The organism is Pseudomonas sp. PMCC200344 (assembly GCF_030053095.1).
In the GTDB taxonomy this organism is placed as follows: domain Bacteria; phylum Pseudomonadota; class Gammaproteobacteria; order Pseudomonadales; family Pseudomonadaceae; genus Aquipseudomonas; species Aquipseudomonas svalbardensis.
This window is the reverse complement of the sequence record NZ_CP125618.1, coordinates 5,112,308-5,138,110: the sequence shown is the minus strand read 5'-3', so window position 1 is coordinate 5,138,110 and position 25,803 is coordinate 5,112,308. Positions and strand designations below refer to the sequence as shown.

At 59.3% G+C, this 25,803-nt stretch carries 14 protein-coding genes; 6 read left to right on the top strand and 8 right to left on the bottom strand.

What is annotated here, in order from left to right:
- Window positions 1–44: 44 nt before the first annotated feature.
- The 6 genes from QFW87_RS23475 to QFW87_RS23450 all read right to left on the bottom strand — a co-directional run bounded on the left by QFW87_RS23475 (window position 45) and on the right by QFW87_RS23450 (window position 15,048).
- Entirely contained in the window at window positions 45–1,376 is a 1,332-nt protein-coding gene (locus QFW87_RS23475; RefSeq protein WP_283181485.1) for a sigma-54 dependent transcriptional regulator, read from the bottom strand.
- Window positions 1,370–3,136, bottom strand: a complete 1,767-nt coding sequence (locus QFW87_RS23470) for an ATP-binding protein (RefSeq protein WP_283188996.1) — start codon at window positions 3,134–3,136, stop codon at window positions 1,370–1,372. The genes QFW87_RS23475 and QFW87_RS23470 overlap by 7 nt, the downstream gene beginning before the upstream one ends.
- A 98-nt stretch (window positions 3,137–3,234) precedes the next feature.
- Complete coding sequence (locus tag QFW87_RS23465; protein WP_283188995.1) at window positions 3,235–5,964, bottom strand: RHS repeat-associated core domain-containing protein; 2,730 nt, start codon at window positions 5,962–5,964, stop codon at window positions 3,235–3,237.
- A gap of 3 nt (window positions 5,965–5,967) precedes the next feature.
- Window positions 5,968–8,739: an RHS repeat-associated core domain-containing protein gene (locus tag QFW87_RS23460; RefSeq protein WP_283188994.1), complete on the bottom strand. Its 2,772-nt coding sequence runs from the start codon at window positions 8,737–8,739 to the stop codon at window positions 5,968–5,970.
- Window positions 8,736–13,289: a SpvB/TcaC N-terminal domain-containing protein gene (locus QFW87_RS23455; RefSeq protein WP_283188993.1), complete on the bottom strand. Its 4,554-nt coding sequence runs from the start codon at window positions 13,287–13,289 to the stop codon at window positions 8,736–8,738. The genes QFW87_RS23460 and QFW87_RS23455 overlap by 4 nt, the downstream gene beginning before the upstream one ends.
- A gap of 235 nt (window positions 13,290–13,524) precedes the next feature.
- The gene (locus QFW87_RS23450) at window positions 13,525–15,048 is read right to left on the bottom strand and encodes a fumarate hydratase (protein WP_008156025.1); all 1,524 of its coding nucleotides are present in this window, start codon (window positions 15,046–15,048) and stop codon (window positions 13,525–13,527) included.
- Window positions 15,049–15,395: 347 nt separating this feature from the next.
- Between QFW87_RS23450 and QFW87_RS23445 the strand changes: the two genes are divergently transcribed.
- Genes QFW87_RS23445 through QFW87_RS23435 form a run of 3 tightly spaced genes read left to right on the top strand, consistent with a single transcriptional unit; the run spans window position 15,396 to window position 18,207 of the window.
- A complete protein-coding gene (locus QFW87_RS23445; protein ID WP_283188992.1) occupies window positions 15,396–16,502 on the top strand; it encodes a GGDEF domain-containing protein in 1,107 nt (368 codons plus the stop codon).
- Complete coding sequence (locus QFW87_RS23440) at window positions 16,495–17,430, top strand: iron-sulfur-binding ferredoxin reductase (protein WP_283181480.1); 936 nt, start codon at window positions 16,495–16,497, stop codon at window positions 17,428–17,430. The genes QFW87_RS23445 and QFW87_RS23440 overlap by 8 nt, the downstream gene beginning before the upstream one ends.
- A 27-nt stretch (window positions 17,431–17,457) precedes the next feature.
- Complete coding sequence (locus QFW87_RS23435; RefSeq protein ID WP_283188991.1) at window positions 17,458–18,207, top strand: enoyl-CoA hydratase-related protein; 750 nt, start codon at window positions 17,458–17,460, stop codon at window positions 18,205–18,207.
- Between the two features lie 286 nt (window positions 18,208–18,493).
- Here the strand turns inward: QFW87_RS23435 and pyk are convergent, their stop codons facing one another.
- The gene (gene pyk, locus QFW87_RS23430) at window positions 18,494–19,945 is read right to left on the bottom strand and encodes a pyruvate kinase (RefSeq protein WP_283188990.1); all 1,452 of its coding nucleotides are present in this window, start codon (window positions 19,943–19,945) and stop codon (window positions 18,494–18,496) included.
- A gap of 175 nt (window positions 19,946–20,120) precedes the next feature.
- Here pyk and QFW87_RS23425 point away from each other — a divergent pair, with 175 nt between their 5' ends.
- Window positions 20,121–20,507 carry a tetratricopeptide repeat protein gene (locus QFW87_RS23425; RefSeq protein WP_283181477.1) on the top strand — a complete coding sequence of 129 codons (387 nt, stop codon included), beginning with the start codon at window positions 20,121–20,123 and terminating at the stop codon, window positions 20,505–20,507.
- Between the two features lie 241 nt (window positions 20,508–20,748).
- Window positions 20,749–21,108, top strand: coding sequence for a PilZ domain-containing protein (locus QFW87_RS23420; protein WP_283188989.1), 360 nt, complete (start codon window positions 20,749–20,751; stop codon window positions 21,106–21,108).
- A 93-nt stretch (window positions 21,109–21,201) separates the two neighbouring features.
- On the opposite strand, the gene QFW87_RS23415 is transcribed toward QFW87_RS23420, so the two are convergent.
- The gene (locus tag QFW87_RS23415) at window positions 21,202–21,576 is read right to left on the bottom strand and encodes a DUF6124 family protein (protein ID WP_283188988.1); all 375 of its coding nucleotides are present in this window, start codon (window positions 21,574–21,576) and stop codon (window positions 21,202–21,204) included.
- Window positions 21,577–22,043: 467 nt separating this feature from the next.
- Between QFW87_RS23415 and QFW87_RS23410 the strand changes: the two genes are divergently transcribed.
- Entirely contained in the window at window positions 22,044–25,700 is a 3,657-nt protein-coding gene (locus QFW87_RS23410; protein WP_283188987.1) for a hypothetical protein, read from the top strand.
- Window positions 25,701–25,803 lie beyond the last annotated feature (103 nt).

Here is a 25,803-nt window from a genome sequence, read left to right as displayed (position 1 = left end):
TGAGGGGATGGATTTCAGCATCACTGAAAATCCCGCGTGAAAACTCACTCCCCCAAAAACATCTCCCGACTCAACCCATGCCGCTGCATCTTTTCATTAAAGGTCCGGCGCGGCAGTTGCAGCTCTTCAAGCACCGCTTTCACATCGCCCTTATGCCGGGTCAACGCCGCGCGCAAACAATGCGCTTCAAACGCTTCCTGCTGCGCCGCCAGCGATTGCCCAGGATCGATCCCCACCGGTTCCGGCTCGCCCAGCCCCAACACTTGCCGCTCAGCAACGTTCGCCAATTCGCGCACATTGCCTGGCCAGTCGTGGCTCAGCAGGTGGCTCAACTGCGGGCCACTCAGCGGTGGAAAAGTCCGCCCCAAACGCTCGGCGGCATTGTGCGCAAACGTCTCGAACAACAACGGAATGTCTTCACGCCGCTCGCGCAACGGTGGCAGCCGCAACTCGGCCACGTTCAACCGATAGGCCAGGTCCTCGCGAAAGCGTCCGGCCCGGGCTTCGTCGAGCAAGTCGGGTTTGGTCGCGGCGATGATTCGCAAATCCACGCGGATGCTCTGATTGGAGCCCAACCGCTCCAGCTTCTGCTCCTGCAACACCCGCAGCAATTTCACCTGCTGAGCCAGCGGCATGCTTTCGATTTCATCGAGAAACAGCGTGCCGCCATCGGCGTATTCGAGCTTGCCGATGCGTTTGCCCGAGGCGCCGGTGAACGCGCCGCTCTCGTGGCCGAACAGCTCGGCCTCGAACAACTGCTCGGGGATCGCCGCACAGTTCAATGCCACAAACGGTTTGTCGGCCCGCGGGCCGAAGTCGTGCAGGCAACGGGCAACCAACTCCTTGCCGCTGCCGGTTTCACCACGTATCAACACATTGACCGGCAGCGTCGCCAGGTCCAGCACTTGCCGACGCAGCGTCTGCAAACCACGGGACACGCCCAGCAACGTCGCATCGAGTTTGGCGCGGTTGTCCGCCTGCTCATGCAGGGCGCGGTTTTCCAGCACCAGCCGCCGCTTGTCCAGCGCACGGCGCAGGCTGCCGAGCAGGGTTTCGGGGCTGAAGGGTTTTTCAAGGAAGTCGTAGGCGCCATCGCGCATCGCTTCGACCGCCATCGGCACATCGCCGTGACCGGTCAGCAGAATCACCGGCAAGTCGGCATCGCGCCGCTGAACTTCGGCCAGCAGTTCCAGGCCGGTCATGCCCGGCATGCGCACGTCGCTGAGGATCACCCCGGGGAAATGCTTCGGCAGCTGCGCCAGGCACTCATCGGCGCGGCTGAACAACTGCACCTCGAACCCCGACAGGCTCAGCCATTGTTCGACGGCACTGCGAATACTGCTTTCGTCGTCGACCACCATCACTGAGTTCAGCATGAGCCAGGTGCCTCCAGGTCGATGGGCAAGGTCACGGTAAACACCGCGCCGTTTGCATGATTGTCGGCGCTCAGGCGTCCACCCGATTCATGAACGATGGCAAAGGATACGGCCAGCCCGAGGCCCAGGCCATCACCCACCGGTTTGGTGGTGAAGAACGGATCAAACACGTTGGCCAAGTGCTCTTCGGCAATGCCGCCACCGTTGTCAGTAACGGTCAGGCGCCAGAGTTGTTCGTCGGCTTCGAGACGGATTTCCAGGCGTTTGCAGGGCTTGTCCTGCATGGCGTCCAGGGCATTGCGCAGCAAATTGATAAGCACCTGTTCCAGACGAATCGCATCGCCACGCACCCAGGCCGGGCGCGTCAGGTGCAGCACCGTGCTGACCTGTTCATCGCGCAACCGTGTGTCGAGCAGAAGCAACGATTGGTCGACCACCGCCGCCAGGTCCAGGCGTTCGCGTAAACCGCTGGGGCTTTTACGGGCGAAGGTTTTCAGGTGGCCGGTGAGGGCGGCCATGCGCGTCAGCATGTCATCCACCGGTTTGAGCGCCTTGTAAGCGTCGTCAACCCTGCCGTGATCGAGCAGCAGCCTCAGAGTAGCAAGCTGCATGCGCTGGGCGGTCAATGGCTGATTGATTTCATGGGCCAGCGCGGCAGACATCTGGCCGAGAGCGGCGAGTTTGGCCGATTGCACCAGACCGTCCTGAGCGGTGCGCAGGTCGCGGGTGCGTTCTTCCACCAGTTGTTCGAGCTCTTCGCGACTGCGCTGGCGCAGCTTGGCCAGACGCCAGCGCTGATTGAGGAACAGCAACAGAAACACCACCGCCAGCCACAACCCGGCGGCGGCGAGCCCGGCGTTGCGGCTGTCTTCGAACGCGATTTGCGGGCGGCGCAGCAGGTGCAACGTCCAGCCTTCAGTGCTCAGTGGCAGCGATTCCCACAGGTAATTCGCCGTCCCGTCAGGACCCACGACCCGCGTCAGGTCACTGTTGTCGTCGAAGCGCCGCACCGATTGATACTCGAGCGGTGTCAGCGGTTGTTTATCGTATTGACGGGTGACCTTGAGTTCGGCGTGATCGCTGTCACTCAGCGGTTTCAACAGGCGATAGCGCCAGCCCGGCTGGTTGGCGATGAAGATAATCCCGCGTGCATCGCTGACCAGCAGCGTGTCGCTGCCCTGGCGCCACTCGCGCTCCAGTTCCGGGAATTCGAGTTTCACCACCATGGCGCCGAGGAACTGGCCGTCGTCACCGGTGACCGCGCTGGACAGGAAGTAACCGGGAATGCCGCTGGTCACGCCCACCGCGTAAAAACGCCCGGTGCCTTGGGTGCGCGTCTGGCTGAAATAGGGGCGAAAACCGTAGTTGTGGCCGACGTAACTACTGGGCAAACGCCAATTGCTGGCGGCCACGGCGAGGCCGGTGTGGTCGAGCAGTTCCAGGGTCGATGAGTGGGCTGCGCCGTTGATTTTTTCCAGTTTGCGGTTCAGTGCGTCCTGCTGTTCAGCGGATACCGAACCCTTGAGGGCTGCACGCAATTGCGGATCCAGCGCGAGCACGGCAGGCAGGGCGCGGTAGCGGTCGATCAGGGTGTGCAGGGAGTTGGCGTAGAGCGCCAATTGCTGATTGGCGCGGGCGGCGTCTTCGACCAGCGCCTGGCGCTCGGCATGACGCACGGCAAAACCTGCAGCCAGCGCGGCACCGGCCAGGATCAGCAAGGTATAGAGCGTCAACCTGGCTGCGCGGGCATTCAAAGGCATGTGGACGGCAACGGGTCAGTCATCGGGACCGGCAAGATAGCATGCCTGTGTAGAGTCTCTGTAATAGTCCTGCGCACGCTTCAGGCTGACGGTGACGTTCACTTGCTCGGCCAGTCTTGTCGCTGTCTGTACCTTGCAATATTTCCCTGCGCTCTTTGTAATTTCGCCTTGAATATCATCATGTCTGCTTTTATGGTTTTGAGCTCTATCAACTCTGCAGGACCTGTCGCCCCACCGGTCGAGTACAGCGTTGGGGTACCTAATGCGATAAAGTTTTCCATTGCGAGGTTGAAATCTGCGGCGACATCGTTGCCCAGTTTCGTGTAAGCGGCTTCCAGTCCATTGACCTTCATGGGGCTCAAGCCGTCTACCAGATCATTTGATTCTTCAGAGAGTTTTCCCAACGCGATCAGTTCTTTTGCACCCTTCTTTATGAGCCCCCCCATTGCGAACGTTACTGTCTCCTTGAAATATGTTTTTTGGCCTTTCGATGTAAGCGGGTTGTATTCATTGCGCAGGCCTTTAGCGTATTCGACAGAAAGAATCGAGGCACTATCCTTCTTGATTGTTTCCCAGGAAAGAGCAGCAGCCTTAGGTGTAATCGAAGGCTCAAGATTCGTTGCGATGCCTAATTTCTCCATGCCTTTACTGGCCGCTTTTCTTGCGCCGAAAGCACCGACGGTCGCGCCCGTGACAGTACCCACTCCGGGAAGAATACTCGTTCCCACCAGTCCACCTGTGAAGCCTCCGACCACTCCTGAACCGTAGGCAACAACACCGGTTACAACAGCGAATACGTTAGTTTTAGCGATCGTACGGTTTATGTCCTTTTCCTCAAAAGCATGCTCCAGCAATGTATTTTGTTTATCTACGGCCTTCGTTGCTGAGGACAGGATTTTGATGAACCCTTTTATTTCTGTGCGTCGTTCGGTTTCTGTCTTGCTGAACCCTGCATTATCGATGTACCGCATAGGGTTGTTCCCCACAAACCCGTACAGATTCAACCCATCCACATCCCCCGCCGGGTCGGCACTGACCCAACGTTGTAACCACGGCGCGTAATAGCGCGCGCCGTAGTAATACAGCCCGCTGTCATCCATTTCCTTGCCCGAATAGCGGATGGTTTTGTAGTCGACGTCCACCTCGCTTCCCCGCGCATACCAGGCCGTGGCGCCGAACGGGTAATAACCTTCCTCGCTGATCACCTGCGCCTGTTGATCGAGCTCCAGCGCGCAGGAACCCAAATGATCGTCGAGGCTGTAGCGCAATTGATCGGCGGCGATGTTGGCGGGTTTGCCGCTGACCCAGTGCAGGCAACGCACGCTGCCGCGTCCGCCGGGTAGGGTGATCACATGCAATTTTTCGCCGCTGTCGCGGGTGCGGATTTCCAGCCCCGGCAGGTAGATCACGTCCTGGACATGAGTGAGCGAGGACGTGTGGGTTTTATGCCGTTTGTACACGCGTACGCCCTGGCTGTAGCGGTAGAACTCTTCGTCATTGGGGCCGTTGGCGCGTTTGACCAGCGTCACCGATTCCAGCTGGTCCAGGTTGTTCCACTGCAGGGCGTTGCCCGGTTGCAAGTCCTGGAGATTGCCGTGGCGGTCGAACAACTCGGAAAAAACGGGTACAGGATCTCCCTCTTTCCAGCGCACACCGCGGTTGCTGGCAGGGTCGATGAACATCTCGCGGGTCTGTGAGGCGCCTGCCCGCAAGTGACGCAGTTTGATCAGGTTACCGCCGTGATCGTGTTCATAGTGTTGCGTGTAGTTGAGCCGATTGTTCGGATCCCCGGGCAGGGGCCGACCCGGAACATCCGACGGCGGCGCATCGTCGTAACCGGTGGCGCTGGTCAGCCGGTACAGCGAGTCATAGGTGAAATCGCGATGACCGTCGATGAGCTGGTTGGCGAAGTAAATCGGTTTGAGCGCGTGGTCTTCGATGCGCGTGATGTTGCCAACGCGGTCGTAGAAATATTCGAAATCTTGCAGCGCTGGCACGGCGTTTTTTTGCGCTCGCTGCATGGACAGGCGCCCATCGGCCGGGTCGTAGGTCCAGGTGCTGAGCACGTCATTGCCGGCCCGTTGTTCGGTGATCTGGCCAGCGGCGTTGTACTGCGCGTCTTTGAGAACCGGCTGCCAGTTCGGGCTGCCTTTTAGTAGCAGCTCAACCTGTTTGAGCTGCCCGGCGATGTCGTAACGCGACTGTTGCTGGTGGTCACCGGCATCGGTCTGGCTTAACAGCGTACCGAGCGGGCTGTAAATCCGGCTGCTTTGGTAGGGCTTGCCCTCGGTCAGGGTTCGGGTTTCGCGCAGGGGCTGCCCCAGCAGGCCATAGCTGTCGAGACTCAAGGTGCCAGAGCGGTCGAGCTGCTGGGTCAGCTGGCCGCGCAGGTTGAAAGCAGGATCGGCGGAGGCATCGGCATAGGTAAAGGTTTCGACGTTGGGCTCGCCGTTTTCCTCGATGCTGAGCGGGCGCAACAGAGCGTCGTAGGTGGTGCGCCAATGACTGCCACGTTGGTCCCAGCGCTGCAGCGTTTCCCCGGCCAGTCCGGCCAGGCTCAAGCGCCAGCCAGCGTCGACGGAATCTACCTTCAACCGCTCGCCGGATAAGCGGTATACGGTGATCAGGTTGGGGACGACACCGAACAGTCGCGGGTCTGATTGCTCAAGCAATCTCCCGGCGGCGTCGTAGTGCTGGCGGGTGATCAGTGTTTCCACGGGGCCGGCAGCGACCTTGCGCAAGTACTCGATCTGGCGAATCGGTAAACCTCTGCCGTCATGGGTGGTGATGTCAGGCGTGCGTCGATGCACAGACTCGCTAATAGTCATCGATCAACCTCCGGCCGCTTTTTTCGCTGCTTTTTGTGTGAGGTGATTGCCGTATCTTTTTAACGTGGCTTTCGTATCGTTAATGTCACTCAGAGCTCGTTCCTTAAAGGGATGAAGCTTCGCCTGCCTGACCATTTTTGATTTTTCGGTGCCCACTCGTCCAAGTCCAAGGTCAATCAGGAAGTCCAGACCGTGATGGCTTTCGTCATAAAACTCTCTAATACCCAGCTCTGCATAGTTCGCATTGATCATGGCGGCAACGGTGAGGGTCGCTTCGCTTAACTGCTCCAGCGTCGACTCGATCTCATTAAGTTCCTGTGTGAACAGGCCTTCTTCGGCCCTGCTTCCATCCTCGGCTACTTTTGCCATTGCAATGGCTTCTCCCACCCCCGGTATATAAGCACCGGCCGTTCTGGACACCAACGCGATAGAGTTTTCTAACAGTTCTTCGCCTGTCGGTTCATGAAAAAACGGGGTGCTCGTCTGTGTTAAACCGGCTTTTTCTTTGAGGGCGTCAGCGCTGAAAGCAGAAGGATCCGGTACCACCGGCGTATTGAGATTCAAGGGGCTCATCTGGGTTGCATACAACCCGGTGCTTGCATCGGCGACCTGGTTGCCTAACAACATTCCGGACAGGGCGCCAGACATATGCGGATTGGCGTTGCTGAAGTTGGGAAACGCACCAGATGCTTCGCCGGCAGCATTGAATGACGTGAACCAGCCGACAGGAATACTGCCGACTTGATAGATAAAATTCTTCAGAATGTTCAATCGGAATGCAGCCGGATGGGAAAGATCACCGAGCTGCTTGTCCAGGGTGTTCATTTCATGGTGAACACTGGATAGAAATTTGAAGCCACTGATGATTTCACTCTTCAACTCGCTGGGTTTTTTGCTTTCACCACTGTCATCGAAGTAATTCAGGGGATTGTTCCCGACAAACCCATACAAATTCAGCCCGTCCACATCCCCCGCCGGGTCGGCACTGACCCAGCGCTGCAACCACGGCGCGTAATAGCGCGCACCGTAGTAATACAGCCCGCTGTCATCCATTTCCTTGCCCGAATAGCGGATGGTTTTGTAGTCGACGCCCACCTCACTGCCGCGCGCGAACCAGGCCGTGGCGCCGAACGGGTAATAACCTTCCTGGCTGATCACTTGCGCATCATGATCGAGTTCCAGCGCGCAGGACCCCAAGTGGTCATCGAGGCTGTAGCGCAATTGATCGGCGGCGATGTTGGCGGGTTTGCCGCTGACCCAGTGCAGGCAACGCACGCTGCCGCGTCCGCCGGGTAGGGTGATCACATGCAATTTTTCGCCGCTGTCGCGGGTGCGGATTTCCAGCCCCGGCAGGTAGATCACGTCCTGGAAATGGCTGAGCGATGACGTGTGGGTTTCATGGCGTTTGTACACACGCACGCCTTGGCTGTAGCGGTAAAACTCCTGGTCATCGGGGCCATTGTCGCGTTGGACCAGCGTGACCGCTTCCAACTGGTCCAGGCTGTTCCACTGCAAGGCTTTGCCCGGTTGCAAGTCCTTGAGGTTGCCGTGAAGGTCGAACAACTCGGAAAAAACCGGAGCAGGATCTCCCTCTGTCCAGCGCACGCCACGATTGCTGCCGGGGTCGATGAATATCTGGCGAGTCTGCGAAGCGCCCGCACGCACGTGACGCAGTTCGATCAGGTTACCGCCGTGATCGTAATCATAGTGTTGCGTGTAGTTGAGCCGATTGTTCGGATCCCCGGGCAGGGGCCGACCCGGAACATCCGACGGCGGCGCATCGTCGTAACCGCTGGCGCTGATCAGTCGGTACAGCGAGTCATAGGTAAAGTCGCGATGGCCGTCGATCAGCTGGTTGGCGAAAAATGTCGGTTGGAAGGCGTGGTCTTCGAGGCGGATGATGTTGCCAACGCGGTCGTAGAAATATTCGAAATCTTGCAGAGCTGGCTCGGCTTTTTTTTGCGCTCGCTGCATGGACAGGCGCCCATCGGCCGGGTCGTAGGTCCAGGTGCTGAGCACGTCATTACCGGCCCGTTGTTCGGTGATCTGGCAAGCGGCGTTGTACTGCGCGTCTTTGAGAACCGGCTGCCAGTTCGGGCTGCCTTTTAGTAGCAGCTCAACCTGTTTGAGCTGCCCGGCGATGTCGTAACGCGACTGTTGCTGGTGGTCACCGGCATCGGTCTGGGTTAACAGCGTACCGAGCGGGCTGTAAATCCGGCAGCTTTGGTAGGGCTTGCCCTCGGCCAGGGTTCGGGTTTCTCGCAGTGGCTGTCCCAGCAAGCTGTAGCTGTCGAGGCTCAAGGGACCGGAGCGGTCGAGCTGCTCGGTCAACTGACCGCGCAGGTTGTGGGCGGGGTCGGCGGATGCATCGGCATAGGTAAAGGTTTCGACGTTCGGTGTATCAATTACCTCAACGACCAGCGGGCGTAATTGAGGGTCGTAGGTGGTGCGCCAATGACTGCCACGTTGGTCCCAACGCACCAGCACTTCCCCGGCCAAGCCTGGCAGGCTCAAACGCCAGCCGGCGTCGACGCTGTCGACTTTCAGCGGTTCACCGGACAGGCGGTAGACCGTGGTCAGGTTCGGGACGAGCCCAAACAGACGCGGATCCCATTGCTCGAGCAGTCGCCCGGCGGCGTCGTAGTGCTGGCGGGTGATCAGGGGGGCCACTGGGCCGGCAGCGATCTTGCGCAAGTAGGCGATCTGGCGAATCGGTAAGCCCCGGCTATCAATGGCCGTCACATTCGGGGTCCGCCAATGGACGGTGGTTGTCATGGCTTGCCTGCCTTCAGCTCACCATCAATCGGCGCAACATAGGTGTCATTAAAGTCCAGGCTGGTGGAGTACCAGGGATGGATGATCTCGAGCGCGACATCTCCTTTGGCGTTGATGACTTTGTTCAGGCGACCCAGCACGTCGTAAAAGTTCTGATCGTGATGGCCGAACTCACGAAAAGAGTGGTCATTGATATAGCGGTGCCCATTGGCGAAGTAAGGGCGAAACGCCCGAACGGCCAACCCCTTGTTGTTGTATTCCACACGTTCGCTGACGCGCCAGCGCGGATCGGCGTGCGCAATTTTTGGCTTGCCGTCTTCAATCACCAGCTCACCGTTTTCCACCACAAAAGCCTGTCCCGGCTCGACCAACTGTTTGGTCTGCAGTGGCCGGCCGAAACCATCCACGAAAGCTTTGACGATCTGGATTTGTTGCAGCTCATCATCCCAATAGCGGTCAGCGGTGAGGACGACGCTGTGCACCGGTTCGCGAGGAACCGTGTGGATCAGGTCGAGCAGCGCTTGTTCAGGCCCGGTCAGGGACTTGAGCCGGGACAGGCGACGGCGGGCGCTGGCGCAAATGTGTAGACTTGGCAGCACGTAGCCTTGTGCGACCCAGGTGGTCAGCCAGTCAGGTGTCTGCCTGACGGAATGGGGAAGTTCGCCCATCCAGCTGAACAGGTCCTTGCTCAATACGCTGGCCGCTTTTTTCAGGGCGCCTTTCGGATCTTCGATGGCAGGGTCCGGACGATGGTCCACGGGACGTACGTGTTCATCGAGGGGGCGAAAACCAACTTCTTTGTCGTCTTCAGTTCCATAAAAACTGATGGCAAGGGGTTGTCCGGACGGCTCGTAAAGGGCTTCTTCGACATTGTCATTGGCATCGATGCTGCGCATGAGTTGCAGCGCGTGATAGTCATATTCGAAACGGGCTTCGCACCCGTCCGGCTGCGTGATGCTTTTCGGCAGCAGACAGTAGGCGTCGTAGCGGGCTGTCGTGATGCCGTAACTGGGCGTTTCGTTGTACGCCATCACTTTGTAAAAACTATCGAACTCGCCGTACTTGGCAAAACCATACCGGGACGACCATAGATTTCTCTCCTTGTCCTCTTCCTTGTCTGCCTCCTCGTCTATCCCCAGCACCAGAGGCATGGCCGAATAGCCGATTTTTTCCAGTTCGTCCCGAATAACGAGCGACGGCACCGTGTCGTAGGCTTGCAGTGCTGTCTTGTCCAGTTGGGCAATTTCCAGCGGTGCCCGCAGTGCCTCGAAATCGGCTTTGCCATCGGCAAGTATGGTTCGATCGTCAGTCTTGAGGTAGCGATGTACCGACTGCGTGGTCAGTAGCCGCTGAGCGGCCCATTCGGGCGAGGCGTACAGCTCGATAAACCGTTCATGGGAGATATCTGCCGGGGTAAGTCCTGCGGGTGCCGTTTCCTTGGGCAAGACCATTGCGTTGCCCCGTTGCAGATAGGGCAGACCCAGTCGCCAGCCTTGCAGGTCCTCCTTCAAGTGAATGAACTCGGCGCGGGTTTCGCTCAGGTAATAAGACTGCTGTGCCGGATCGTGGGCATCAAGCCACCATTTCTGTTCATCGACATCGTCAAAGGGCGGTTCATCGCTGGCGGTTCTACGCCGTGCATAACTGACCGTGATGGCATGCACAGGCAGACCGAACTCGTCATGGCCCAAGGTGATTTCATGTCGGCACAGAGGGTCGTTCATGAAGCGCTCGTACTGGTAGCTGATCTTCTCCAGTTGCAAGGGCAGCATAATCGGGTAAGCGTCATGGTCTCCTTTTTTGCGCAGTTCGCGGACCTTGTAACGACTTTCCTCCACCGCGAACGGCACCGCCGTGGACAGGTCATCGTCGCCAGCGTAGGTCTCCACGCGCAACACTGAACCTGCAAGGGCTCGGGCGATTTCGTGGGCGGTGGCTTCATCGGGCGGCGGGATCGGGTCATCGAAAGCGTCGTTGCGGTGATACTGGCAGAACAGCGTGGGTTTCAAATCACACGCTTCGGAGTCACGGTTGAAATAGCCATCGCGTGGCAGGTCGATCTGCCGTCCGGTGTGAAACCAGGTGCAGACCAGCGCCGGGGCGGTAAAGCCGATGTCGTCTTCACTGGCGCTTGTTTCGCTGTCGGTCTGGCTTAGCAGGCCAAAGCCGCGAAACTCGCGGTTCCGGCCATCGTAGTAACCGTGCAAATACTGGAAAAACTGGTTCAGGCGATTGCCGGTGATTTCATCGAGCTGGCTTTGTTGCTTGACCACGGGCACCGGGAACGGCAAGTAGGAAATCGGGAAACGTTTGAGCTTGAGTATCCGATGCTTTTCATCCAGCCATTCCTGCGCCGAACTGCGATACACCACCTGGGTACTGCAACCCATGTTGTTGTTACTGGCGACCAGCATGTAAGGCTTGGTGCTGACGAAATCGTAGCGCCAGTGCCGTGGTTTCATGTGCGGCACGGTCAAAATCAGGCTCGCGCAACCCAGGCCTTGCAGGTCGGCGAGGGTGACCTGGCACAGGTTGTCGTAACGGATGCCGTCGGGCCAACGGACCGTGACGGGGATCTGCTCCAGACCATTGCCACCGTGATTCAAATAGATCTCGAAACAGTCGGACTTCAGATAAATCAGTGCCGGTGCGCCGGAGCCGTCGAGGTCGGCAATCCGCACCCGCGCCGCGTCGAATGTCGCGTAATCGAAGGGCAGGGCACTCATGACAAAACCTTTGCCGAACAGACCGTGACCGAGGTTCGGCCAGCATCTGATTTCGTCGTGCCGGATGCGGCACAGCTCGGTCATGTCACTGCCCAGCAAGTTACCCAGCATCACCAGTTCGCTGCGTGAATTGCTGAACAGCGGCAGGCGATCGGTCTCCGGTTTGTGCTCGACGTCCTGGCCCTGGGCGAAACCGCCTTCACGCCGATTGGCGTACAGGCGCACGCTTCGCGGGCCGATCAGCGCCATCGAGCTGAGCCCGTCACCCATCAAGTCGCCAGACTGTGAAAGCGTGTGGAAAAACTCCACCGGGAACGCCGTAAAGGGAATGAACCCTGACCAGCTGCGATCGGGGTTGAGGGTGTGGAAACCGCTCATGCCGGGTGAGGCGAGGATCCAGTCGAGCCGACCGTCGCCGGTCAGATCGGTCAACGCCTGATAGGTCGGTTGATTGCGATTGGCCACGGGAATTCGGGACAGTTCTGTCCATGGGCCGTAGTGGATGTCATCCGCCCCCGTCAGCGCGCGCAAGGGTTCGCGGTAATACCAGCTCTGGTCATAACGACAGATAAACCCCGGCACGCCTTCACCGAACAGATCGACGCATTGGTGGTGCGCGCCGTCCTCGATGCCGGGCATGTTTTCGAAGGGGAAGAACGGGCTCGACTGCTGATTGAGTTCGAAGCCTGAATAGTCGAATTCCACCGGTGGCATATTTTCCACGGCGCCGCCGGCGTCGTACGCCTGATAGTGCGCCGCCACCAGTTGGGTGTACGCCAAGGGAGTCGTTTGGTACTGCAGTAGCAATCGTCGAATCAGCGCCGGCTTTTGATCCGGTTTTGCGGGGAAATGGTGAAACATCAAAACCTGATGGCACAGGCGTCGGGTGCCCAGTTCGAAACCATAGGTGTAGCTATGGAAGGGATCGTCGCGCAACTGCCACTCACCATAACCCTCGCCGGGAGTATCGAACGGAGGGCCGTAGAGCGGTTTCTTTTCCAGATCTCGGGTCCGTTCGCCGTAGTCGAACACCAGGTGGAAATGCCAGCCCAGGTTTGCCGGGTTTTCTACCGTCCAGGCGTACAAGTCTTTGCTGGCCAGGGCATTGCCGTAATACACCCGGTGCAGAAAACGCTGGGCACGATAGTCGTGCGGGTCATCCGGGGAGTGAGTCTGATCTTCGGGCTTGTAGTCGAAACAGATGTGTTCGCCATGGGGGGTCATGCTTTCGAGCAGCAACCACACACCGATACGCGGTGGCGCGTCAGGGGTGGCCGGGTCGACAGGCTCGGCACGGCGCGAAGCGTCGGTTTTACCGTACACATGCAGGCTGCCATTGGCTCCGTGTACCAGCCAGAAGGGCGGTTTTTCATCCGGTTGCCAGAGCTCGATCAGGTCGAACGAACTCTCGATCCGCGGCCAGTAGCGCACTACGCTGTGCTCGCCAATGGGGAGCTCGCGGTATTGAGTCTCGATTCTGGACTTGGGCTTGCCCTTGTCATCCAGCTCGGGCATCAACTCCTCGCCGCCGGGGCCGACCATGATGTCGGCGGCGAGGTAATCGGGCACACCCTTGCTGGTCCGGCGAGTGATAGCGCTGGTGCCCAAACGCCAGCCAATACCGAACGGACCGTTACCGCCCTGGCTGTCATAGCTCAGCGTCATGGCGGGATCGAAACCGCGCCCTGCTGAAAGGGGCAGCGGCAACTCGAACGAGGCACTGCCCGTCACGCCGACCGATCCCCAGCTTTTGCCAATCGTGGCAATGGAAGCACTCTTGGCGATGGAGGGCTCGGTGATGCTCAGGGAGGCTTGCTCTTCCATGGGGCTGATCCTGTGTCGACTTTGCGCTCTCCCGTGGTATCGGAATTGCGTGATGAAGCAACGCTAACAAGATCAAGGTGCTGCGTGACCTGTCAGATGTGACAGGTAAGGCCTGTATTTTTAGACCGAATAAGATGGACGACACGACGCTTTATCGCGAATGGTAAAAGCGGTGCCAAAAAAAACGGCCGGATCATCTAAAAGACGACCCGGCCGTATTGGCAAGCTGAAGCGTTTACTGCACTTCTACCGCCAGGCTTTCACTGATCTTTTTCTGCCAGATGGCAGGACCGGTGATGTGTACCGACTCACCCTTGCTGTCGACCGCAACAGTCACTGGCATGTCTTTGACGTCGAACTCGTAGATCGCTTCCATGCCCAGTTCGGCGAAAGCCACCACGCGGGATTTCTTGATGGCTTGTGCCACCAGGTAAGCCGCGCCGCCCACTGCCATCAGGTAAACGGCTTTGTGGTCCTTGATCGCTTCGATCGCGGTCGGGCCGCGCTCGGATTTGCCGATCATGCCCAACAGGCCGGTTTGCTCGAGGATCTGACGGGTGAACTTGTCCATCCGCGTCGCGGTGGTCGGGCCGGCAGGGCCAACCACTTCTTCGCGCACCGGATCAACCGGGCCGACGTAGTAGATGAAGCGACCCTTGAGGTCCACCGGCAGGGTTTCACCCTTGTTCAGCATCTCGACCATGCGCTTGTGCGCGGCGTCGCGACCGGTGAGCATTTTGCCGTTGAGCAGGACGGTTTCGCCCGGCTTCCAGCTCTGCACGTCTTCCGGGGTCAGGGTGTCGAGGTTGACGCGACGGGCCGACGGGCCGGCTTCCCAGACGATTTCCGGGTAGGCGTCCAGCGGTGGCGCTTCCAGCGAGGCCGGGCCGGAACCGTCGAGCACAAAGTGCGCGTGACGGGTGGCGGCGCAGTTCGGAATCATGCACACCGGCAACGAAGCGGCGTGGGTCGGGTAATCCATGATCTTCACGTCGAGCACGGTGGTCAGGCCACCCAGGCCCTGGGCGCCGATGCCCAGTTGGTTGACCTTCTCGAACAGCTCCAGGCGCATCTCTTCGATACGGTTGGACGGGCCGCGCTTTTTCAGCTCGTGGATGTCGATGGATTCCATCAACACTTCCTTGGCCATCACGGCGGCTTTCTCGGCGGTGCCGCCGATGCCGATGCCGAGCATGCCCGGTGGGCACCAGCCAGCGCCCATTTCCGGAACGGTTTTCAACACCCAGTCGACGATCGAGTCGGACGGGTTGAGCATGGCCATTTTCGACTTGTTCTCGGAACCGCCGCCCTTGGCCGCCACGTCCACTTCCACGGTGTTACCCGGAACGATGGAGTAGTGAATAACGGCCGGGGTGTTGTCCTTGGTGTTTTTACGAGCGCCCGCCGGGTCGGCGAGGATCGAGGCACGCAGGACGTTTTCCGGCAGGTTGTAAGCCCGGCGCACGCCTTCGTTGATCATGTCGTCCAGGCCCATGGTGGCGCCATCCCAACGTACGTCCATGCCCACGCGAACGAAGACGGTAACGATGCCGGTGTCCTGGCAAATCGGGCGGTGGCCGGTGGCGCACATCCGCGAGTTGATCAGGATTTGCGCCATGGAGTCACGGGCCGCTGGGGATTCTTCGCGCAGGTAGGCTTCGTGCATCGCCTGGATGAAGTCAACGGGGTGGTAATAGGAAATGAACTGCAGGGCGTCGGCAACGCTCTGAATCAGGTCGTCTTGCTTGATCACGGTCATGAGTCGCGCTCCTCTAAAAGACGGGAACATTCAATAAGGTGCTTGCAGCTTGGGTGCATCGGTCGGTTGCAAGCACCTTTACAAGGCACGCCGGGGCTGCTGGCGCGACGCTAAAAAGGCGCGGCAGTATACCGCTCCTCGGTTCCGGGCACACCCGCCGGTAGTCAATCGTTGGTCGCATATCGAACACGATCCCTGTAGCAAGGATCAGGAAATCAGTCAGCGTTCTGACGCCAGTTTTCCGCCCTTAAAATTGAATGGTCATTTATCAGGCACGCTACTAAAGTGGCATTCGGTCTGTAGAGTAGGACACTCAAGCAGCCTCCCTTCGCACGGTGAGTCAACGATTGACCCATAACGCCATCCAGCGCTTGTTGCTCAAACGCTTTGCCCTCGCAGCCGGCACCTACGCCCTGGCTTTGCTGCTGTTGTGGCTGGCGTTTTTCACCGGTCATTACGATGAATCCCTGCCCAGCGTTGCCATCGGCAGTGCGCTGGTGGTCATCAGTCAGGCGGCGTTGTTTGCGGTGTTTTACAGCGGCTGCAACCTGCGTTTTTCCGACCCCAGCCTGACCGAAGCGCAAGTGTTGCTGGGGCTGGGTTGGCAAACCTGGCTGATCGCCCATCTGGACGAGGCACGCGGCGCGTTCCTGGTGTTCTACGTGCTGATTCTGCTGTTCGGGTTGTTTCATCTTTCGCGCCTTGCCTTCTTGCGGTGCGCGCTGTTGGTGTTCGTAAGTTTCAGCGCGATCACGCTGTGGGAGGGTTACCACTTCCAGTTACCCGACCCGGCGCTGGCCGCATTGCAGGTGTGCGTGCTGCTCATCGTGTTGGTCTGGCTGGAACTTTATGCCCGTCACGTCCAGGCCTCCCGTCTACGCATGCGTCAGCGCCGATTTGCCTTGCAGGCGCATCAGGACACCCTGCGCGGGATGATGCGCCAGCTCGAAGACCTGGTGGCCACCGACGAACTGACCGGGCTGTTCAATCGCCGGCATTTCCTGCGCCTGGCCTCCCGTGAGCTGAAGGCCATGGACGCCGGTGTCATGCATGGCCTGGCGCTGATCGACCTCGACCATTTCAAACGGATCAACGACGTGCACGGCCATGCCGCCGGTGATCAGGTGCTGCAAGCCTTTGCCGCCGTGGCCACCGCCTGCTTGCGCGATGGCGATGTTCTGGCCCGTTACGGTGGCGAAGAATTCGTCGTGCTGTTGCCCGATTGCAACGCCGAGCGCTTGACCTCCTGTTGCGAGCGGCTGCGCATTGCGTTCACCGATGTAGAACTGATCGGACTCAACGTCGCCCATCTCAGCTTGTCGGCGGGCATGACGTTGCTCGAACTGGGCGACGATCTCGATGAAGCCTTGCAGCGCGCCGATCAGGCGCTCTATCGCGCCAAGCGTGACGGCCGCAATCGTTGCGCGGCGGCGTGGGAGAACGTCGATGCCTGAGTTACGGGTCGGCGAACGCCAATGGTCGGTGGCGGCGGGCAGCAACCTGCTCGATGCGTTGAATCAGAACGGCGTGTCTGTGCCCTACAGCTGTCGCGCCGGCAGTTGCCACGCCTGTCTGGTGCAATGTGTCCAAGGGTTGCCGAGTGACAGCCGCCCCGACGCCCTGAGCGCAGACCAGCGTCAGCAAGGCTGGCGCCTTGCGTGCCAGTGTCAGGTGGTCGAGGACTTGCAGGTGCACACCTTCGATCCTCAGCAGGATGGCCGCCCGGCCGAGGTGGCGGCTGTCGATTGGTTAAGCGCCAGCGTGTTGCGTTTGCGCCTGACCCCCGAGCGTCCGTTGCGCTACAGCGCCGGGCAGCATCTGGTGTTGTGGGCGGGCAACGTGGCGCGGCCGTATTCATTGGCCAGCCTGCCGGAAGAAGACCGCTTTCTGGAGTTCCATCTCGATTGTCGCCAGCCGGGGGAATTCAGCGACGCGGCCAGTCAGTTGAAAATCGGCGATTCGATCCACCTCGGCGAGTTGCGCGGCGGGGCCTTGCATTACGACCCTGACTGGAACACCCGAGCGCTTTGGCTGTTGGCCGCCGGAACGGGTTTGGGGCCGTTGTTCGGTATCTTGCGTGAAGCGCTACGGCAAGATCACCAAGGTGCCATTCGTGTCATTCATCTGGCCCATGATGCCGAGGAGCATTACCTGGCCAAACCCCTGCAGGCCATGGCCGCCAGCCACCCGAACCTGAGCATTGAGCTGTGGACCGCGGCCGAGTTGCCAGAGGCTTTGGCGCAACTGCGGCTTGTCTCCCGGCAAACCCTGGCCTTACTCTGCGGGGCCCCTGACAGCGTCGACGCCTTTGCCCGGCGCTTGTATCTGGCGGGATTGCCGCGCAATCAACTGCTGGCGGACGTCTTTGTTCTCCGCGGTTGAGCGCTGATTTTCGATGCGAGACCGACCATGAGCGATGCCATCCAATTTGAACGTGAGCGCGGCCTGCTGACCCTGCGCCTCAACCGCCCCGACAAGAAAAACGCCCTGACCCGCGCCATGTACAGCCACTTGGCCGAAGCGCTGAAACAGGCGGATTCCGACCCTGAAATCAACGCCGTGCTGATCACCGGTTCTACCGAGTGCTTCACCGCTGGCAACGACATCGCCGACTTCATCCAGCAACCACCGAGCAACCTCGACAGCCCGGTGTTTCAGTTCATGCTCACCCTGCTCGAATGCCGCAAACCGGTGATCGCCGCCGTGGCCGGCGCAGCGGTGGGCATTGGCACGACGATGCTGCTGCATTGCGATCTGGTGTATGTCAGTCGCGATGCGCGCCTTCGCATGCCGTTCGTTAATCTCGGGTTATGCCCGGAGTTTGGTTCCAGCCTGATCCTGCCGCGTTTGCTCGGACATGCCAAAGCCGCCGAGTTGTTGCTGCTCGGTGAAGGTTTTAGTGGTGAGCAGGCTGCGCAGTGGGGGATTGCGACTGAAGCCTTGGGCAGTGGCGAAGCGGCGCTGGCCAAGGCGCGGGAGATGGCATTGCGTTTTGAATCGCTGCCGCCGGAGGCGGTGCGCATCAGCAAGCAATTGATGAAAGCCCCGGACCGCGAGCAGCTGCGCAAGGCAATAGAAGAAGAGGGCGCATTGTTCACTCAACGGCTGCGCTCGCCGGAGGCGATTGCGGCGTTGACCGGGTTTATTCGCAGGCATTGAAAAGCCCTCACCCCAGCCCTCTCCCAGAGGGAGAGGGAGCTGACCGAGTTGTTCTGGCGAAGTACATCGACCTGCAATATCGAGCCGAACTCAGGACCTGAAGCGCCCCCCGATCTGCTCCCTTTCCCCTCGCCCCCTTGGGGGCGGTCCGACGTTTCGGGAGGGCTGGGGTGAGGGGGGTGGATCTGCAAACCGACACAAAACTCCAGCCAAACACCTCCACACAAAAACCAAAAAAGCCCCGCCATTCACATGGCGGGGCTTTTGTTTTTCAGCGGTCGATTACTCAGACCATCGGGTCGCCAACGTGCAGGATTTTCATCCCGTTGGTGCCGCCGATGGTGTGGTAGCTGTCGCCCTTGGTCAGGATGACCCAGTCGCCTTTCTCCACTACGCCGCGCTTGAGCAACTCGTCGATCGCGGCCTGGCTGACTTGCTCAGGCGGCAGCGATGCCGGGTCGAACGGTACGGTGTAGACGCCACGGAACATCGCCGCGCGGGCCTGGGTTTCGCGGTGCGGGGAGAACGCGTAGATCGGTATCGAGGAACGGATGCGCGACATGATCAACGGCGTGTAGCCACTTTCGGTCAACGCGATGATCGCCTTCACGCCCGGGAAGTGGTTGGCGGTGTACATGGCCGCCAACGCGATGCTCTGGTCGCAGCTTTCGAAGACCTTTCCGATGCGGTGGCTGGAGGTCTTGCTGGTCGGGTGCTTTTCAGCGCCGATGCAGATGCGCGCCATGGCTTGCACGGCTTCCAGCGGGTACAAACCAGCGGCACTTTCCGCCGAAAGCATCACGGCGTCGGTGTAGTCGAGCACGGCGTTGGCCACGTCGGAAACTTCGGCGCGGGTCGGCATCGGGTTCTGGATCATCGACTCCATCATCTGGGTCGCCACGATCACAGCCTTGTTGTGGCGACGTGCGTGCAGAATGATTTTCTTCTGAATGCCTACCAGCTCGGCGTCGCCGATTTCCACACCCAGGTCACCACGAGCCACCATGACGGCGTCGGATGCATTGATCAGCGCATCGAGGGTTTCGTCGTCGGCCACGGCTTCGGCGCGTTCGATCTTCGCCACCAGCCAGGCCGTACCGCCGGCTTCGTCGCGCAGTTGACGGGCGTATTCCATGTCGGCGGCGTCACGCGGGAAGGACACCGCGAGGTAGTCGACCTGCATCTCGGCAGCGAGCTTGATGTCGGCCTTGTCTTTTTCAGTCAGGGCCGGAGCGGTCAGGCCGCCACCGCGACGGTTGATGCCTTTGTGGTCGGACAGCGGGCCGCCGATCAGCACGGTGCAATTCAGCTCGGTGGCATTGGCGGTATCAACGCGCATCACCACGCGACCGTCGTCGAGCAGCAGCTCGTCGCCCACGCCGCAGTCCTTGACCAGGTCCGGGTAGTCGATGCCGACGACGGTCTGGGTGCCTTCGGTCAGAGGATGGCTGGTGGAGAAGGTGAATTGATCACCGATCTTCAGCTCGATCTTCTTGTTGGTGAATTTGGCGATACGGATTTTCGGGCCTTGCAGGTCACCCAGCAGGGCGACGAAGCGGCCGTGCTTGGCAGCGAGGTCACGCACCAGCTTCGCGCGAGCCTTGTGCTCGTCGGGGGTGCCGTGGGAGAAGTTCAGGCGGGCGACGTCCAGGCCAGCCAGAATCAGCTGTTCGAGAACTTCCGGCGAGTTACTGGCCGGGCCAAGGGTAGCGACGATTTTGGTGCGACGGACGGACATGCATAGACTCCTGAGTTCAAGCGCTGAGTGAGGCTACTATGCTCTAGGGGTGTAGTCATTGTTCATATGCACTACTTTTTGTGAAGAGCTTTGTTATTCGCTTGTTTCTTTAAACGAACATTCCTGAAGATTTTGCACCACGGGTCGATACAGAGCTCAAGACAGGAGAACCCCCATGCGATTCGTGCTCATTGCCGCCCTTGCCATCAGTGCCCTCAGCGTCACGGGCTGCACCCGTTGGTCAATGAACCATCATTTGAATAACGCCTACAGGGCCTACGACCGCGGCAACTGCGAGCAGGTCATGCTTGAACTGTCCAAAGTCGAACGCGCCAGCCGAGCTCGGCCTTACGTGTGGCCGGAAGCATCGATGATGCGCGGCTTGTGCCTGGAACGGCAGAAACTGTTTGTCGATGCCGCGCAAACCTACCAGTTCATCATCGCCTCGTACCCGCAAAGTGAATACGCCTACCGCGCCCGCGCCCGCCTGGAAACCTTGCAGTCGCTGGGCCACTATCCGCTGCGCAGCGCTGCTGCGGTCGTGCGCCCGACGCGGTTCTGATTGTCGTCGTTGTTCAAAGGCTGGCTCACCGGCAGTGGTGAGCTATAGTCGAATAGATCGGTTTAGAGCCTTGCCTCTAATCGAGGTAACACCTGTGATCGGCAGGAGTAAGCGACAGCGGCTTTATGGACTGTCGCACCGGGATCGGGGAGAGCGCGCCCATGCTTCTATATAAAAGAAGCCGGCCCGTTCCGAAGCATTAGTGCGGCTCTGCTTAAGAGCCTTGCTGGGCCAATTGCGTATGTTCACTGACCGCCGGATCGAGCGGCATCAACTGCCGTATTTTCTAAGAGTGTTCAACAGCGTCACCGACAAACCCATCGGCTTTCTGGGCAACGTGTCCGAAGACGGGCTGATGCTGATCAGCCAGTTGCCGATGATGATCGGCGCCGATTTCGATTTGCGCCTGAAAATCCCCGCCAGCAATGGCTGCCTGCAGGTCATTGACCTTCAGGCGAGTTGTTTGTGGTGCCATGAAGACACGACCCCTCACCACTATGACGCCGGGTTCAGCCTGCAACGGGCACCGCCGGAGTATGGGCAACTGGTCAGCGCCTTGAAGCGATACTTCAGTTTTCAGCCGTTGCCTGCTTCTGCCTGAAAAGCAAAAGATCGCAGCCTTCGGCAGCTCCTACCGGGTGCACACCAACCCAATGTAGGAGCTGCCGAAGGCTGCGATCTTTTGATCTTGATGTTACGTCGTCTTGATCGCCATCTCGTTCTCCAGCGACCTCTCCACCAGCAACAACCCCAATTCACTCAACTGATAAATCGCCATCGCCAGATGTCGCGGCTTGTCGTCCAGGCTTTCGGCCAGGTCCAGCAGCAGAATGCTGACCGTCGAAAAGGTCTCGTAGGTCTCGATGGTCAAGGCTTCGGGGTTGGCATCGGACACAACGGTGAACATTTTCATGGTGCGGTCCTGGGAAGAGCGAAGGGAGGTGATGTCGGGTTTGAGGTAGTGGTCGAGCGCCTTGTCGGCGGCGGCGTGGAGCTTTTTTGAATCGAGGGTGGCGTAGGGGGAAACCGGGTCGGTTTCGGGGGGTGGATTAGGTGTTGGTTTGAACATATTTTCGTACTCGATTGGGGCTGCCACGACCTTGCGACTAAACGAGGGGTGGCGGCTGTAAGCAGGTTAGTCGACCGGCGAGTACGAAAACCGGCGCGCCCGAGAGCGCCCTGCGAACAGCCACCATCAAGTGCGGGGGATAGGGAAAACCCGACTGGATGACGCTTATGCACATTCGTACAACACCGGGCGACTAAACCCGATCGCTGATTGGCAGCGACGCGGATCAAGTTACGGGGCAAGACCAAGGCGCACAAGCCGGCGGATTCTGGCGGATCTGTAGGCAAAGGCGCAAGACGTTGTAGCCGCGGACTGAGGCGTTGAAAACATTGGAGAAAGTGGCGGAGTGTAGCGTGGCCGTTCGTCGGGACTGTCAGTTTTTACAGGTAGGCAGTGCTGAGGGATGAAGATAAGAATCTCTCAGCGCCAACCCACTGGCTGCCTACCACAGCTGAGGAGCTGATTTCATGTCTGATGATCGGGAAGAACTCATAACGCAGGGGCAGGAGTCGCCAGAGGCTGAAGATAATCACGAGGTCGACGATCCCACCGTGCTACCACTAGCAGCAAAGCCGACGCTGACTTCCGCCCATTTCGTGCTTCGGTGGACGACCCTCTCAGGCACCAAAGACCCAAGCGAGCAGTACGTCTATATAGGAATTGATACGGTCGAAAGATTCGCAAGGACTGAGTCCGAATCACCTAGCTCCTGGTCCTATGAAGTGAGAAATCTGGCCCTGGGTCCCCATACGGTCAATCTCAGGTACGTAGGTATTGGCAGTCCAACGAGCTACCCCATTACTGTTGTCGGGGCTACTGTTACCTATCCAACTTTCTTTATGGTAGTCCCTAGCTCCCAGCTCATCTTCAAGGGCAAAGGCAACGCAGGGGCAATTGTCCACGTGGTCAGCGCGACAAATCATAGGAAAGCGCTCAGCGAGGCAGTTGCCGTTCAACAAAATGGCGAATGGGAAGCACCGCTGACGGACATAGGGCTAAGTGGTCACGTCAGTGTACAAGTTCAATACATATTGGCTGGCGTCCCCCTCGGCTATTCGGACGCCTTCCCCTTACACATACTCGGCGGCCCTGCCATTACTTCTCCTGCTCCCGCTAGTGAGCAAGAGCAGGTATTTACCATTAGTGGAGGCGATGGGATAGCCCTCGCCAAGGTCGAAATATACCAGGACACGCAGATCGTCAAACTCGGTGAAGGTTTTGTATCAGCGGAGGGAGCCTGGGCCGTTCCGCTCAATCTGGAGCCAGGTTATAGACATCTTGTTGCGCTACAACGTTATAACGGGCAAGTGTCACGGCGAGGTGCTCTCCGCTCCTTCAAAATCCGCCCCCCTAAGTTACCGCTAGTCGTTGTCGCGAGCATCAGCGACACCATCATTAGGGTGTACGGTCGCGCCTATAACGCCACGGATACTCAGGTTCACATTCACTACAGTGATACCCCCACTCCTTTCCTGACCGTTCCTGCCACAAACGGAGGCTGGTCAGCGGACATCCCAGATCTTCTACCGTCCAACAATCCATACGGATTTAGTTTGCTGCAAAGCGTTTCCGATTCGGTCGGCGGGCGTATTTACAGCACCGAATATCGCACGTTTACAGTAGAGATCATTACACCCAAGCCGACCCTCAATACTCCCACGCTGAGCGGACAGATCCCTACGTTCACCGGGCGAGGCAACGTCTGGACGGGGCAGGCCGCTGCCAGGATCGAAGTCCGGCTCAACGGCAGCACTCATGCCCTTCTTGGGCAAGCAAATGTGGTCGCTGGCGGTACGTGGACCGTCAGGGCTACTGACAAGTTGGCCCCCGGTACTTACGTGGTCACTGCCTTGCAGTTGATGAACAACGTCTGGTCCCCTGCGACAACAGCGCCCAATCTGATCATCAAGCCCGACCTGCCGCTCGTCACCAAACCCGGCAGCGCGCCCGTGGCGCTGACGACAGAATTCGTGGGCGCCACCTGGCGGAATGCCGATGTCGTCGTGCGCTATAAGGATGGCGCACCGATCCGTGAGTTCAAGTCCAACCCCACGACAGGGGCGTGGAGTTTTAACGCCACGCTGAAGTCTCCCGGCCGGATCACCGTTCAGGTACAAGCGACGTTTGGCGGGCAGGCATCCGGTTGGAAGGATCACACCTTCACGGTCAAAACCCCGGTGCCGGGCATAACTTACCCGCAGAACAATGGCGAGGTGGGTTTCAAACTCATCGTCCGGGGCACGAACGCATTCCCGGCCAGCACGATCAAAGTGTTCGACGCTACGGTCAACAACAAGGTGCTGGGGCAAACGACCGTACAGACCTTGGGTGACTGGGCGGTTGAACTCGACAAGGAGTTCGAGAAAGAGGGGCCGCAGGTCATCTATGCCGTGCAAGAGTACGGGACGTACGCATCCGAACGCAGTGCCCAGATAACCTTCAACGTCAAGGTGGGGGTGCCGGTCATCACCACGCCCGCTGCCAATGGCCGGTTTGCTCGCAGCAGCGAGGTGGTGGGCACCGGTATACCCGCAGCGTTGGTCACGCTGAAGATCGGCAACACGGTGATTGCATCCGGCATTGTGGTGGACGCGCAGGGCAATTGGCGCCGGACTGTCAACCTGCCGACTGTGGGCTCGACAACAATGGTGGCCGAGCAGAATTACAAGGGCGGGAAGCGGTCCAGTATCAACCGTGTGTTCACCGTCGTGCCGAATGCGCCGGTGATCGAAAGCCCGAGCGGGGGCGAATTCGTCACGCCAGCGTGGGTGGTGGCATCCGGGGCGGGTTATCCCGGCGATACGGTGAGCGTGACGCGGGATGGTTACACGGAGGTCATCGGTAGTTTTGTGGTGGATCCGCAGGGTTACTGGTCTGGCAAATTGACCCATGGGCTGGGAGGGGCAGATCCTTACTTGTATCGTGCACGCAGTACCCTTAATGCCGTGGCGTCGGACTGGAGTGTCGCCAGCGTGACGTTGCTCGCTGCCGGGCCGACCCTTTACGAACCGGCCGCCGGTGACTGGGTGGGCGCCCAACCGTTTTACCGGGGGCTGGCCACGCCGGGGGCGGCGATCACCGTTGCCTCCTGCTTCGACCCTGCGCTGGTGCTGGCGTTCACGACTGCCGATGCCAACGGGCGATGGGAAATACAGAGCCCGGCGATGTTGCCGGAGGGGGCTTGCCGGGTCGTGGTGCGACAAATCTCTGGGGGCGTCGTGTCGGAGTGGGTCGAAAGCGGGCGCTTTATGGTGGAGAAAATGGCCAAGGACTTCACGGCACCGACGGTCGATTACCCAAAGCCAGGTGACAGCGTAGGGCGCAAGCCGGTGATGTCGGGCAGTGGTGTGCCAGGGGCTTATGTTCAGATTTTCAAAGCAGGCCTCCTCAACGAATTGGCCGGTGGTTTCGTGGACCGCGAGGGTCGTTGGACGGCCAGCTTCAAGGAAGCGTTGCCGGTAGGCGCGTTTACCTGTTCTGTTCGTCAGAACCGGGATGCTGTGTTGTCTGCCTTGCGGCTGTCGAATCAGGCGTTGAATGTGGTTCAGGTAGCCGCCAATTTTCCAGGCCCCGTCATTACCGGGCCGCAGATGAACGAACAAGTCGAAGTGCAGCCACTGATCAGCGGTACTGGCATACCGGGTGCCCGTGTTGATGTGCACAAGCACAACAACCCGACGCAGGTCGAAGCCTACGCCATCGTGAATGCACAGGGCGTATGGTCGCTTCGTCTGCCTGTGCTGGCTGTTGGACCGTATCAGATTGTGGCGCGACAGTTTATCGACGGCCAGCTCTCAGTCTTTTGCGGCCCGATCAGCGTCGTTGTGACAAACACAATCAGACCCCTGGTCATACTCAGCCCACAGAGCAACGCTCAAGTCCCCCCTCGCCCATTGATCCGCGGCATCGCATTGCCGGGGGCGACCGTGAACCTGCGCAAGGACGGTGACGGTAATACCGGTTACGGCACGGGTGTGGCGGACGCTCAGGGGCATTGGGCGATCGTCGTCACACGTACGTTGCCAATTGGCCCGTTTGTCATTACCGGGAATGTAACCAAAGCAGGGACAACGTCTGGCTGGATGCCGGTGCCCGTCCGGCTGTGGGTGGTTAACGCGGGTTGAATGAGCGTGTCATGCCGATGCGTGAATCCTCAGGCAAACGGTCGCGTCTACTGTCATTTATGACAGTAGACGCGGGTCCGGTGCAGGTATTGAATCTCCCCCA